Raw genomic sequence first — 12,048 nt, 5'->3', positions numbered from 1 at the left:
GTATTCAGTTATCTCGGGATACTTTTTCCCACTTTTGTGAGAAGCTGGGTAGTTCCTACAAGGTGGCGCAATGGTTAGGTGCCCGGCTTACCGAAGTGGATACGCTCAGCGCAGAGGCTGTCCGCGGTTATCTCAACGTGATGGTGCGTAATCAATTCCCGGATGTCGCCAAAGACTTGCCAAAAATCAGGGTGGTGCCAGGACGCACGGTATCGGACGATAGCGCCACGACACACCAGCGCCCCACTAAAATGCGGGGATGGGCAGAAAATGAACCCATGCGGTCTGGCGGAATAGCGCACTTTGGTCTGCTCACCCACGCAAAGCCCTCACCAGTGCGTCTTGTGAGATATGAGTATATCGCTTCAACATCTGCATGGACTTATGTCCCGTAATGGCTTGCAGGGTCATGACGGGCAAGCCTTTCTCGGCCATGCGGCTGGCGGCTTCATGGCGCAGGTCGTGGAAGGTCAGTCCGGTAATTCCGGCTCGCCGCTTTGCCGATGCATAGGCATATTTCAACCCTTCCATCTGGAGTTTCCATACTCTCCCGTTCTTTGGATGATATCGCTCTTTTTGCCTCACCAGGCATTGTTCCGCAGCAACGGACAGCGGCACAGTGCGGCTCTCCGGCATTTTGGGGTCTTTGGTGTGGGGCAGGAATACGGTATGCCGGTCCAGATGCACGTTGTCCCAGGTCATACTCAGGATTTCGCCCTGTCGCATGGCGGTTTCAATGGCAAAGCGTACTATATCGGCCAACTCCGGGTTGATTTTTTCACATTCCCGCAGCAAGCGGTTTTCTTCATCCCCATGCAAACGGCGGTTACGTCCTTGTGGGAGCCTGGGTTTGCGTACCAGCGGTACAGGGTTGATGAGTTCAGGCATGTCCCATTCCTTGCGGGCCACCCCGAAAAGAAAGGACAGTAAGGCCAAATGCAAACGAATATTGTTAGCCCCCCATTTATGGTCATTTTGCCAGTGGCGCAAAACGCTTGCCAGTTGCCCCCCAGTAACATCCATCAAGGCAAGCGCCCCCAAGTCTCGCCGGAGGCCCTTTATCATGGATGGTTCGGTACGTTGCGCAGAGGCACTCTTACCGGGCAGGACTTCCCGCTCGTAACGGTCCAATGCATCATTCAAAGTGAACTGACGGTTTTCTATGCGTTGACGCACCTGTTCCGGGCTGTTCCGGCCTATTTCGGTTTCCTTTTCGACGGCCCACCGCTGCGCCTCCAGCTTGGTATCGAACGTCATGGTCAGGGTGGGGTATCCTTTGCGACGAATCTGTGCCCGCCAATACTTGCCGTTTTGAAAAATGCTGGCCATGTAATACTCTTTTCAAGGGTATATCAGTAGGGCTCCAGCATAACGGAACGTGTGCAATGTGTGCAAATATGTGTGCAATTTCGGGAAAAATCGTGCGTTTTTGGGAAGAATCAGGAAGCGTAACTGATTGAAAACATTGTAAGGTATTGTTTTTGCTTGTCATAGGTTTTTGACTCGAAATCGGATGAACAGCAATGTTACGTGGGTTCGAATCCCACCCTCTCCGCCAAATTTACTGGTTTTCCCGTGGCTTTTTCAAAGCCCGCCTGCCTAAAACCCGACTTTAACGAAGCTACTGCGATGCGCATTTCAATCGAGCTACCTGATAGTACGTTGTTTGTCGGGATCGGTGAGAATGTCTGAGCAATCATATCCTGTCGCGGGTCGGTAATATGGCGCTGAGCATGCATCTGTTTTTTTGGGGATCCACTGGGCCGGATTTTTCTGGCCCTGACGGTCTGGCCGCTGACATTTCTCGGCATGCTTTACCGCGTTCTCCCGGAATTTAAAAAACAGGCAGGGCAACCCCTATGGGTGCTGGCTAGGCGTTGTTGATCTGAAGCCTCAATGCCATTGTCCATATTGATCCCCCGGCACGGTTCTGATACTTTCGCGTCTTGTGGGTGCAAAACGTAGTGATGCACTTTTTGTCTGTTCTCGTCCTTTATCGGACAATTTCAGGTTTTCTATGGCGACAACAATCGGTCCCCTCGCAGTGGTAACTGGTGAACCCCGTCAGGCCCGGAAGGGAGCAGCGGCAGCCGGCAATCCAGGTGCCGGGGAGTGGCTGATTCGCGTCGCCTCCCAATTTTGTGTTTCTCCATGAGCGGATATTTAGCCCTCGCCCGGCGCTGGCGACCCCAGCATTTTGATGATTTTGTGGGTCAGGAAGCGGTAGTAGCTGCTTTGCGGCACTCTCTGGATTCGGGACGCATCCATCACGCGTTTTTGTTTACGGGTACCCGCGGAGTGGGCAAAACCACCCTGGCCAGGTTGTTGGCCAAATGTCTAAACTGCGAACAAGGAATCAGCAGCCAACCCTGCGGGGTGTGTAGCGCCTGTCAGAGTATCAGTGCAGGAAATTTCGTGGATCTGCTGGAAGTGGATGCCGCCAGCCGCACCCGGGTAGATGAAACCCGCGAACTGCTCGACAATGTCCAGTATGCGCCGGTCGTCGGCCGCTACAAAATTTACCTCATTGATGAAGTGCATATGTTGTCCACCCATAGTTTCAATGCCCTTCTGAAAACCCTCGAAGAGCCCCCGGAGCATGTCAAATTTCTGCTGGCGACCACAGATCCCCAGAAACTGCCGGTGACCATTTTGTCCCGCTGTCTGCAGTTCAATTTGCGCAGACTGGATATACCCCAGATTCAGGGGCGTTTGCAGCGGATCATGCAGGCCGAGAAAATCCCTGCAGAAGATGCGGCATTACAGATATTGGCAAGAGCCGCTGATGGCAGCTTGCGGGACGCTCTCAGTCTGCTCGATCAGGCCATTGTCCATGGCGCCGGAACAGTCCGTCGCGAGGAGGTTCTGAGCATGCTGGGGCGCAGCGGTGACGATACCATCATGCTCATGATTGCAGCGCTGATCGCCCATGACGCCGAGCAGCTGTTTGCCCTGGTCAATGAACATCTGGCACGGGGTCTGGATGCTGCAGGACTGCTGGATCGCTTGATTGAAGGGGTGCATCGCTTGAGTCTGGCCCAGTTTGTGCCCATCGCCACCGAGAGCGAAGATGCCCAACTGATCGCGCAGCTCCGCGATAAGATCAAACCCTTACTGTTGCAGTCCTGGTATGCCTTGCTGCTCTCGGCACGACGGGATTTTCAACTCTATCCCGATCAACGCATGGCTCTGGAAATGGCTTTTTTGCGGGTACTGAGCTTCTCTTGGGATGACACCCAGGTTTCCCCGCCGCTGCGCGCGCCTGAACCAGTTACTAAAACCGGAAAGGATTCCGATCAACCAGCAGCAGATCCGGACAATAAGGGGCTGTCGGCAGCGAAAGTGCTGTCCGAATCGCCGGAATTTTTGAACTGCGTTCGCGAACCAGTACCGGAAATGCGGCACGAGGTGGTATCACCGTCAGCCAGCCAGACGCTTTCCTGGCGCGACATGATTCCCGCCCTGGGCTTGTCTCCACTCCTCCAGGAACAACTGCGCCACGGTCAGGCCTTGCGCTGTGCTGCTGAAAGGGTAGATCTGCTCATCGAGCCCAAATATTTAGCGTTTATCATCAAGGAGAAGGCGCGCATTCTGCAGGCATTGAGCGACTATTTTGGCCAGACCCCGCAACTGAGCATTACGGCCTTGACCGAGGAAAGCGGGGTAGGGAGTCTGATCGCCGAGGAAGAGGCCCTGATTTCGACGCGCATGCAGGAAGCGCAGGCGAGGGTAGCTAATGATCAGCGCATCCAGCAGTTTACCGAAATTCTGGGTGCTCAGGTGGAATCCATTATTTTCAGGGACCAGGACCAGCCGGGGTCTGGACATTGATGCCATTTACAGGGAGGTAGTTGATGATGAAAGGTGGTTTGGGAAACATCATGAAACAGGCACAGCAACTTCAGGATCGCCTGCAAAAAACCCAGGAAGAACTGGCCCATATCGAAGTGCAGGGACACGCAGGGGGTAACCTGGTGGAGGTCACCATGACCTGTCGCCATGATGTCCGCAAGGTGCGCATCGATCCTTCTCTGCTGGCGGATAATGATCAGGAAATGCTGGAGGATCTGGTGGCTGCGGCCATCAACGATGCCGTGCGTAATGCCGAAAAAGTCAGTGCCGAGCGTATGTCGGAAGTGACAGGCGGCATGAATATTCCGGGCATGAATCTGCCTTTCTGAGATGGCAGATGTTCCGAGTATGGAGGCTCTGGAGGCGCTGTTAAGGCGCCTTCCCGGTATCGGGCCGCGTTCGGCGCAGCGCATCTGTTACGACCTCCTGGTGCGCAAGCGCCAGTTGCTTCCCCAGCTGGCCGCTGCCCTGGAACGTGCCCATGCTTCGGTGCGCTTTTGCGTGCGGTGCAATAACCTCAGTGAAGCCCCTTTATGCAGTGTTTGCCGGGGTGAGCATCGGGATCATTCCGTGCTTTGCATTGTGGAGTCTCCTGCGGATTTGCGAGCCATAGAGGATACCGGCGTGTATAGCGGCGATTTTTTTGTACTGATGGGACATTTGTCCCCTCTGGATGGCGTCGGTCCAGAAGCCCTGCACCTGGATCGTCTCAGCCAGCGCCTGGCGGAATCGGGCTTAAAGGAAGTGATTTTTGCCACCAACCCCACCTTGGAAGGCGATGCCACCGCCCAGTTTTTAGCGGAACTGGTGCCCGCCGGGATTTCCATCAGTCGGATTGCCCACGGCGTGCCGGTGGGCGGAGAACTGGAATATATAGATCGCAGTACACTCGGACGGGCGATGCATGGACGTCGCCTGCTGGATGAATAGTTGAAATAATCTACTTGAGAGAGGAAGCAGTCGTATGCTGGCTACAGGAATGTCGCCTCCGGGCGGTAACGTGTTCTTTTTGCTGATGGGCGCCATTCTGGTTTTTGCCATGCATGGCGGTTTTGCGTTTCTGGAACTGGGTACTGTACGCCGTCGCAGTCAGGTCAATGCCTTGGTCAAAATCCTCAGTGATTTCGGCATTTCAACCATTGTGTATTTTTTTATCGGTTATCACATTGCCTACGGCATCAGCTTTTTCGGAAACGTCCAAACCCTGACAGCGGATGATCATGGCTATGAAATGGTGCGCTTTTTCTTCCTGCTGACCTTTGCGGCAGCGGTCCCGGCCATCATTTCCGGCGGCATTGCCGAACGCGCCCGTTTTTACCCGCAGTTGCTGGCGACAGCTTTTCTGGTGGGGTTGGTTTATCCCTTTTATGAAGGGATTGTCTGGGACAACAATTATGGGATTCAGGCTTGGTTTACCCAGACTTTCGGAGCGCCTTTTCATGATTTTGCCGGCTCGGTAGTGGTTCATGCCATGGGTGGATGGATGGCCTTGATGGCCGTGTGGTTGCTGGGACCACGGCGGGGCCGCTATGGCAAGGATGGCACGGTCCATGCCATGCCTCCCTCCAATATCCCCTTTCTGGCGCTGGGCTCGTGGATTCTGATTATCGGCTGGTTTGGTTTTAATGTCATGAGCGCCCAGCAACTCGCCCAGGTGCAGGGGCTGGTGGCCCTGAATTCATTGATGGCACTGGTGGGTGGTATGCTGGCGGCCCTCGCCGTGGGTAAGGGCGATCCGGGTTTTGTGCATAACGGAGCCCTGGCGGGCCTGGTAGCCATTTGTGCGGGTTCAGACGTGGTGCAACCCATTGGCGCTTTGGCCATTGGTGCCATTGCCGGAATCATTTTTGTGTATTTGTTCACTTTCGTACAGCATCGCCTGCGTCTGGACGATGTCCTCGGGGTCTGGCCCCTGCACGGCGTTTGCGGAGTCTGGGGAGGGCTGGCCGTGGGTATTTTTGGCCTGAAAATGCTGGGTGGTGCCGGTGGTGTCAATTTCTGGTCCCAGCTTTTGGGAACCAGTCTGGGGGTGCTGATTGCCCTGGTCGGAAGTGGCATTGTTTACGGCACTCTCAAAGCGGTCATCGGCATTCGCCTGGACGCCGAAGCCGAATTTGCCGGTCCGGATTTGAGTATTCATCATGTCAGCGCGTATCCTGAGGAGGATATCGAGAGGGCCTGAACATGCATGATCCTTGTGCTGCATTAACTCTGGAGCTGTTGCCGAGCCTGCCCCAGCGATCTTCGGGCGCGCACAAGGGTCAGTTCGGTCATGTTTTTGTGCTCGGCGGAGCACCGGGGATGGGTGGGGCCTTAGCGTTGGCTTCTGCGGCGGCCTATCGGGTGGGTGCCGGGTTAGTGACGGCGGTAGGGCATCCTGCAGCCATTCCCTACCTGGCGGCCGAGCTTCCGGAAGCGACCTGGTGGGACTGGCCATCCAACTTTTCCGCGTTGCCAGAAAATGCCGTGCTGGCAGCAGGCCCAGGCCTGGGACAAGGCCTGGCCGCCCATGACATGTTGCGCGAACTGGGCCAGCTCACTTGCCCCCAGGTCTGGGATGCAGATGCCCTCAATATTCTTGCGCGCTTTGGTCCATCCCTACTGCGCAGCGAGGCAGTTCGTCTGTTTACGCCCCATCCAGGTGAGGCCGCCCGCTTGCTGGGTCTGCACGGCAGCAACGAGATTCAGGCAGATCGCCTGGGAGCCATTCAGGCTTTGCAATCCCGCTATGGGGGGCACTGGGTGTTGAAGGGGCACCACAGTCTTTTGCTGGGCGGAGGGGAATGCTGTTATTGCCCCTGGGGGAATCCGGGCATGGCCACCGGAGGCAGCGGTGATGTGCTGACTGGGGTGCTGGCAGGTTTGCTGGCACAGGGTCTGTCCGCCTCTGATGCCCTGCTGCTTGGGGTATCCCTTCATGCCTTGGCAGGCGATCGCGCGGTCCGTCAACTGGGGCCGGAGAGCCTGCTGGCCAGCGATATTCTCAAAGCATTGCCTTATGTCCTACAGGAGTTGAAGTCTCTTGACGTCTGAAACAGAAGTGCTGAAAGCCTGGGATCGCCGTTATTTCTGGCATCCCTTCACCCAGATGCAATGTTATGGCGATGATGATCCCTGGATCATTGCCAAGGCCGAAGGACATTATGTGTATAATACGGACGGCGAGCGTTGTCTCGATGCCGTGGCCAGTCTGTGGTGTAATGTGCATGGTCATCGGCATCCGCGCCTGGATCGTGCCCTGCTGGAGCAATTGGGCAAGGTGGCCCATAGCACCAGCCTGGGTGCCAGTAACCCCCCGGCTATTCGTCTTGCCAAAAAACTGGTGGAGTGTACCCCGGAGTCACTGCAACACTGCTTTTTTACTGAAGATGGATCCGAAGCCGTAGAGGTGGCCATAAAAATGGCCGCTCAGTACTGGGTCAATGTCGGGCGGCCGCAAAAGCGTCTTTTTCTGACGCTGGATAATGCCTATCACGGCGACACGGTGGGTGCGGTTTCTGTGGGCGGATTTCCGCTTTTTCATGAAGTGTATGGCCATTTACTGTTTCCGACCCGGAGACTGCCCAGTCCTTACGTCTTGCAGTGGGAGCAATGTCAGGGTGATGCCGACGCGGCCGCCCGCCTCTGGTTGAAGACTCTGGAAGCGCTGTTACTTGCGGAGAAAGAGGATGTGGCAGCGCTGATTCTGGAAGGTGGCGTGCAGGGCGCGGCGGGAATTTTGCCTTTTCCTTCGGGAATCCTGCAAGGCGCACAAAAACTGTGTAATACCCATGATGTCTTGCTGATTATTGACGAGGTGGCTACCGGTTTTGGGCGCAGCGGCGCTTTGTTTTCCTGCGAAAGGGAGGCGGTCGAACCCGATCTCTTGGCATTGGGCAAGGGGCTGAGTGGGGGTTATCTGCCCATTGCCGCTACCCTGGCCTCGACAAAAATCTACCAGGCTTTTCTCGCTCCTTTTGGCGAGACCCGGCAGTTTTATTACGGGCACACTTTTACGGCCAACCCTTTGGCCTGCGCCGTGGCTCTGGAAAACCTCGATATTTTTGCCGAGGGCACAATGCTCAGCGAAATACCGAGAAAAATCGCAAGGCTACAGGTGGGACTGGAACGATTTCATGATCAGGCCTGGGCCGGGATGCCTCGTCAGTTTGGCCTGATGGCGGCCATCCCCTTGCGCAACCCGGTTACTGGCGCTGCTTATCCCTATGGTGAGCGGGTCGAGTACATGGTGTGCAAACGCGCCCGGGAAATGGGGGTCTATAGCCGCCCATTGGGGGATTTGCTGACCATTGTCCCTCCCCTGTCGGTGACAGCAGCAGAAATAGACACTATTCTCAATACATTATTTGACGCCATGGCGGAAGGAAGAGAAGCATGACAACGGCCCAGGAAATCATGACCCGTGCGACCACTACGGTGCAGGCGGAAGATTCGGTCAAAGATGTCGGCAAGATCCTCTTGCAGTCGGGACATCACAGCATTCCCGTGGTGAATGTCGCCGGGCATCTGGTTGGCATGATCGGCGAACGGGATCTGATCGATGCCAACCGCGAGATTCACCTGCCGACCATGCTGACTATTCTCGATGGGCTGATTCCACTGGGTGGCATGCATGAATACGAGGATGAATTGCGCAAGGCAACGGCAGTAACGGCAGCACAACTGGCGACCACCAAGGTGGTGACGGCAGGACCGGAAGAATCTGTGGATGCCGTGGCGGAAAAACTCTTGCGCAAGGAAGTGCATGCCCTCCCCATTGTGGATACGGCAGGTAAATTACTGGGGATCATCACCCGCTCCGATATTCTCCAGTATCTCTTGAAATCCTGAGTATTTTATTTACCGATGAATTGGGATTTTGCCAGCGCTGCCGTCTGTCAGGCCTGGGGGGCTACCCTTGCCCAGTGTATTCAGGTGCCTGCCGTGATTTATCTGGAGGGCGATCTGGGCGTGGGTAAAACCACCCTCGCCCAAGGCATGCTCCGTGCCCTGGGGGTCACCCAGTCCATCAAGAGCCCGACTTATACCCTGCTCGAAAGCTATACCACGGACTCCGGACTGGCCCACCATCTTGACCTCTATCGACTGAATGAACCGGAAGAACTGGAATTCATTGGGATCCGTGATTATCTGGTGACTCCAGCCTTATGGCTGATCGAATGGCCGGAAAAAGGTGAAGGGCATTTGCCAAACCCGGATTTGCAGTTGACCTTGAACATTCGTTCCGATGCATGGCATCAACTCTTTGCCAAGGCGCATAATTCTCGAGCCGAGGCATGGTTACAAACATTATCCGATCATGCAGCGAGTCTGACATGAGTGCCGAAACCAGCACTCCTGCCAGAGTGCAGCGGCTGGAGGCTATCCTCGCCAACCAGATCGCCGCTGGAGAGGTCGTCGAAAGGCCGGCTTCCATCCTCAAGGAGCTTCTGGAAAACAGTCTGGATGCTCAGGCTACCCGCATCAGCATTCATCTGCAGGCTGGTGGAATGGACTGGCTCAGCGTGGAAGACAATGGTACGGGTATTCTCGCCGAGGATCTGCCCCTGGCCCTGGAACGTCACGCCACCAGCAAAGTGGCCAGTTGGGAGGATTTGCAAGCTATCCAGACCATGGGGTTTCGCGGCGAGGCCTTGCCTGCCATCGCTTCGGTGGCGCGCGTGGAAATCCTGAGCAGAACCCGGGACTCGGGACAAGCTGCGCGGATTGAGGTGCATGGGGGTGAGCGGCTCCGCTCGGAACCGGCAGCCCGGGCGCCGGGCACGACGGTGCGGGTGGCTGATCTGTTTTATAACGTGCCCGCACGTCGGAAGTTCCTGCGCTCGCCTGCGACTGAATTGTCGCGTGTCCAGAAAGTGCTCCGCCAGATTGCTCTGGCCAATTTCCCAGTAGCTTTTCAACTCCTGCAAAATGAGCGCAGTCTGGTGCAATTTCCAGCCGCCATTGACTCCGCTGCCCGCACCGCCCGAGTCGCTGCCATTCTTGGCGAGGGTTTTATTGCCAATGCCCTGTATCTGGAACAAAGCGATCGGGGCCTCACACTGCGGGGCTGGCTGGGTTTGCCCACCTACAATCGGGCACGGGGAGATGAACAGTACTTTTTCGTCAATGGCCGCCCGGTGCGTGATCCGGTGCTGACCCATGCCTTGCGGGCTGCCTATCAGGATGTGTTGTTTCAGGATCGGCACCCCTTGTATGTCCTGTATCTCGACATGCCTCCTGAACGGGTGGATGTCAATGTGCATCCGGCCAAGGCGGAAGTGCGCTTTCGGGATGGGCGTGAAGTCCATGATTTTCTGTTCCATACCCTGCGCAGGATTATTGCCGGACAGGGCGGAGATGTTCCGCAGCTTACCGTACCCATGCAGCCCAGCCTGCACGCCGTTACTGCGAACCGGGATTTTTCCCCCATAACCCGTGCTCCGGGAGCTTATACGTCTTCTGTCCAGCCGTCTTCAAGTGCTGTGGGGGAGGCCCAGACGACTGCTTACTGGGAACGTCTGGTCGCATCAGACCTGCCGAGTGCTTCCGCAAATCCGTCTGCGGAATCCCCACCAGCAGCACCGCAGCAGGCGCCGTTGACGCCGGAATACCCTCTGGGTCAGGCCCTGGCCCAGATTCATGCCCGCTTCATTGTTGCACAAAATCGAGAGGGCATGATTCTCGTGGATCAACATGCGGCCCATGAGCGCATCCTCTACGAGAAGATGAAAAAAGAACGCCAACTGGATGATAAACAGCAGTTTGCCATTCCGGAATATCTGCATGTGACGGCCACGCAGATGTCTTGCTTTGAAAAAAATCAGGAGGTTTTGAAAGCGGCAGGTCTGGACATCAGCAGGGCTGGACCAGGCACTCTGGCCATTCATGGGGCGCTGCGTTCCCTGGATTCCCGCAGTTATGCGCAACTGGTCGCCGAGTTGCTGGATGCGGAAAACCCCTGGGGGCTGGGCGATGCCGAAGGCGACCCCGTACTTGCGGAAATGGCCTGCCGGGCAGCCATCAAAACCAGTCGCCGCCTGAGTCTGGATGAAATGAACAGCCTGCTCCGCCAACTCGAAGCGACACCCCGGTTCGGGCAATGCAACCACGGTCGCCCCACCGTGGTGCAATTTTCCCTGGCGGATCTCGACCGCCTGTTCTTGCGTGGGCGATGATTCCCGTCCTGTTCCTGATGGGGCCGACGGCCAGTGGCAAAACCGAGCTGGCCATGCGCATCGCCGATCACTTTCCGGTAGATATTATCAGTGTCGACTCCCTGCTGGTGTATCGCCACTTTGATATCGGCAGCGCCAAGCCCGATGCGGCGCTGCGTCGGCAATATCCCCATGCTCTGGTGGATATCCGTGAGCCGGATGAACCCTATTCAGCCGGTTTGTTTCGGGAAGATGCCCTGGGCTGCATTGCCGAGACACGCAGCCGCAGACGTATTCCTTTGCTGGTGGGCGGTACGGGGCTGTATTTCCGTGCCTTGGAGCGCGGTATTGATATGTTGCCACCCGCCAACCCGAGAATGCGCGCGCAATTGCTGGCAGAGGCCGCACTTTGGGGCTGGCCAGCATTGCACCAGCGCCTGGCCGAACGGGATCCGCAGATCGCCGCCGGCATCCAGCCCAACGATCAGCAACGTATTCAGCGCGCCCTGGAGATCATCCTGCACACCGGCGAGCCTTTGAGTGTCTCTCGACATTGGCAGGGAGCCTTTCCCGGTCCGCTCCTGAAAATCGTGTTGCGTTCGCCCCGTTCCTGGCTGCATGGGCGTATCCAGCAACGCCTGGATGCCATGCTGGCAGCCGGCTTTCTCGATGAAATGGCGGCCTTGCGGCAACGCCATTATCCCCCTGATCTGCCCGCCTTGCGGGCCGTGGGTTACCGCCAGTATTTTGCTTGGCTGGAGGGTGAATGCACCGCTGCAGAAGCCTACGCCGCAGCGTTGGCCGCAACCCGGCAACTGGCCAAGCGCCAGGATACCTGGTTCAAAGGCGAAAATGCCCATATTTTGCTGGATCCTTCCGAGGATCAGAGCACCCAGCATTTGCTGGACTGGATTCGCCGGCAAATTTCCCATGATACCCTTGCATCAAGCGGATAGTGCTGGCCAAGATTCCTTCCAGACATTCAGCCCGGCAATCACGCACAAGATAGCAAGCGATTGCCAGTAAACCAGCGTAATGCTAGCCTATGGCGACTTTTAAT

General features: G+C 56.4%; 12 protein-coding genes, 1 tRNA gene and 1 other RNA gene. 12 read left to right on the top strand and 2 right to left on the bottom strand.

The window, feature by feature from the left end; all coding sequences use genetic code 11:
• Window positions 1-151: 151 nt before the first annotated feature.
• Both ACJU26_RS08565 and ACJU26_RS08560 read right to left on the bottom strand, forming a co-directional pair.
• A complete protein-coding gene (locus ACJU26_RS08565; RefSeq protein ID WP_414039271.1) occupies window positions 152-280 on the bottom strand; it encodes a hypothetical protein in 129 nt (42 codons plus the stop codon).
• 32 nt (window positions 281-312) lie between these two features.
• Window positions 313-1,329 (bottom strand): site-specific integrase, encoded by a 1,017-nt coding sequence (locus ACJU26_RS08560; RefSeq protein WP_414039270.1) that lies wholly within the window; start codon window positions 1,327-1,329, stop codon window positions 313-315.
• A gap of 113 nt (window positions 1,330-1,442) precedes the next feature.
• Between ACJU26_RS08560 and ACJU26_RS08555 the strand changes: the two genes are divergently transcribed.
• From ACJU26_RS08555 to miaA, 12 genes are all read left to right on the top strand, one after another.
• Window positions 1,443-1,558 (top strand) — tRNA-Ser (locus tag ACJU26_RS08555).
• 470 nt (window positions 1,559-2,028) lie between these two features.
• Window positions 2,029-2,125: signal recognition particle sRNA small type (ffs, locus tag ACJU26_RS08550), an RNA gene on the top strand.
• Window positions 2,126-2,151: 26 nt separating this feature from the next.
• Window positions 2,152-3,831: a DNA polymerase III subunit gamma/tau gene (dnaX, locus tag ACJU26_RS08545; RefSeq protein WP_414039269.1), complete on the top strand. Its 1,680-nt coding sequence runs from the start codon at window positions 2,152-2,154 to the stop codon at window positions 3,829-3,831.
• Between the two features lie 26 nt (window positions 3,832-3,857).
• Window positions 3,858-4,181 (top strand): YbaB/EbfC family nucleoid-associated protein, encoded by a 324-nt coding sequence (locus ACJU26_RS08540; RefSeq protein WP_077218451.1) that lies wholly within the window; start codon window positions 3,858-3,860, stop codon window positions 4,179-4,181.
• 1 nt (window position 4,182) lies between these two features.
• Window positions 4,183-4,782, top strand: a complete 600-nt coding sequence (recR, locus tag ACJU26_RS08535) for a recombination mediator RecR (RefSeq protein ID WP_414039268.1) — start codon at window positions 4,183-4,185, stop codon at window positions 4,780-4,782.
• 34 nt (window positions 4,783-4,816) lie between these two features.
• The gene (locus ACJU26_RS08530; RefSeq protein WP_414039267.1) at window positions 4,817-6,034 is read left to right on the top strand and encodes an ammonium transporter; all 1,218 of its coding nucleotides are present in this window, start codon (window positions 4,817-4,819) and stop codon (window positions 6,032-6,034) included.
• 2 nt (window positions 6,035-6,036) lie between these two features.
• A complete protein-coding gene (locus ACJU26_RS08525) occupies window positions 6,037-6,885 on the top strand; it encodes an NAD(P)H-hydrate dehydratase (protein WP_414039266.1) in 849 nt (282 codons plus the stop codon).
• Window positions 6,875-8,230, top strand: a complete 1,356-nt coding sequence (gene bioA, locus ACJU26_RS08520; RefSeq protein ID WP_414039265.1) for an adenosylmethionine--8-amino-7-oxononanoate transaminase — start codon at window positions 6,875-6,877, stop codon at window positions 8,228-8,230. Before ACJU26_RS08525 ends, bioA begins: the two co-directional genes overlap by 11 nt.
• Window positions 8,227-8,682, top strand: coding sequence for a CBS domain-containing protein (locus tag ACJU26_RS08515; protein ID WP_414039264.1), 456 nt, complete (start codon window positions 8,227-8,229; stop codon window positions 8,680-8,682). Before bioA ends, ACJU26_RS08515 begins: the two co-directional genes overlap by 4 nt.
• Before the next feature lie 15 nt (window positions 8,683-8,697).
• A complete protein-coding gene (gene tsaE, locus ACJU26_RS08510) occupies window positions 8,698-9,171 on the top strand; it encodes a tRNA (adenosine(37)-N6)-threonylcarbamoyltransferase complex ATPase subunit type 1 TsaE (protein WP_414039263.1) in 474 nt (157 codons plus the stop codon).
• The gene (gene mutL, locus ACJU26_RS08505) at window positions 9,168-11,009 is read left to right on the top strand and encodes a DNA mismatch repair endonuclease MutL (RefSeq protein WP_414039262.1); all 1,842 of its coding nucleotides are present in this window, start codon (window positions 9,168-9,170) and stop codon (window positions 11,007-11,009) included. The genes tsaE and mutL overlap by 4 nt, the downstream gene beginning before the upstream one ends.
• Window positions 11,006-11,944, top strand: coding sequence for a tRNA (adenosine(37)-N6)-dimethylallyltransferase MiaA (gene miaA / locus ACJU26_RS08500; protein ID WP_414039261.1), 939 nt, complete (start codon window positions 11,006-11,008; stop codon window positions 11,942-11,944). Before mutL ends, miaA begins: the two co-directional genes overlap by 4 nt.
• Window positions 11,945-12,048: the final 104 nt, after the last annotated feature.

The sequence above is a fragment of the Acidithiobacillus sp. M4-SHS-6 genome, from assembly GCF_047421495.1.
In the GTDB taxonomy this organism is placed as follows: domain Bacteria; phylum Pseudomonadota; class Gammaproteobacteria; order Acidithiobacillales; family Acidithiobacillaceae; genus Acidithiobacillus.
This window is presented reverse-complemented; position numbering and strand designations above follow the sequence as displayed.

Bases quoted from the DNA above. Each gene is read 5' to 3' on its own strand.
- ACJU26_RS08565 (WP_414039271.1), bottom strand. From the start codon at position 280: ATGGGTTCATTTTCTGCCCATCCCCGCATTTTAGTGGGGCGCTGGTGT.
- ACJU26_RS08560 (WP_414039270.1), bottom strand. From the start codon at position 1,329: ATGGCCAGCATTTTTCAAAACGGCAAGTATTGGCGGGCACAGATTCGT.
- dnaX (WP_414039269.1), top strand. From the start codon at position 2,152: ATGAGCGGATATTTAGCCCTCGCCCGGCGCTGGCGACCCCAGCATTTT.
- ACJU26_RS08540 (WP_077218451.1), top strand. From the start codon at position 3,858: ATGAAAGGTGGTTTGGGAAACATCATGAAACAGGCACAGCAACTTCAG.
- recR (WP_414039268.1), top strand. From the start codon at position 4,183: ATGGCAGATGTTCCGAGTATGGAGGCTCTGGAGGCGCTGTTAAGGCGC.
- ACJU26_RS08530 (WP_414039267.1), top strand. From the start codon at position 4,817: ATGCTGGCTACAGGAATGTCGCCTCCGGGCGGTAACGTGTTCTTTTTG.
- ACJU26_RS08525 (WP_414039266.1), top strand. From the start codon at position 6,037: ATGCATGATCCTTGTGCTGCATTAACTCTGGAGCTGTTGCCGAGCCTG.
- ACJU26_RS08515 (WP_414039264.1), top strand. From the start codon at position 8,227: ATGACAACGGCCCAGGAAATCATGACCCGTGCGACCACTACGGTGCAG.
- tsaE (WP_414039263.1), top strand. From the start codon at position 8,698: ATGAATTGGGATTTTGCCAGCGCTGCCGTCTGTCAGGCCTGGGGGGCT.
- mutL (WP_414039262.1), top strand. From the start codon at position 9,168: ATGAGTGCCGAAACCAGCACTCCTGCCAGAGTGCAGCGGCTGGAGGCT.
- miaA (WP_414039261.1), top strand. From the start codon at position 11,006: ATGATTCCCGTCCTGTTCCTGATGGGGCCGACGGCCAGTGGCAAAACC.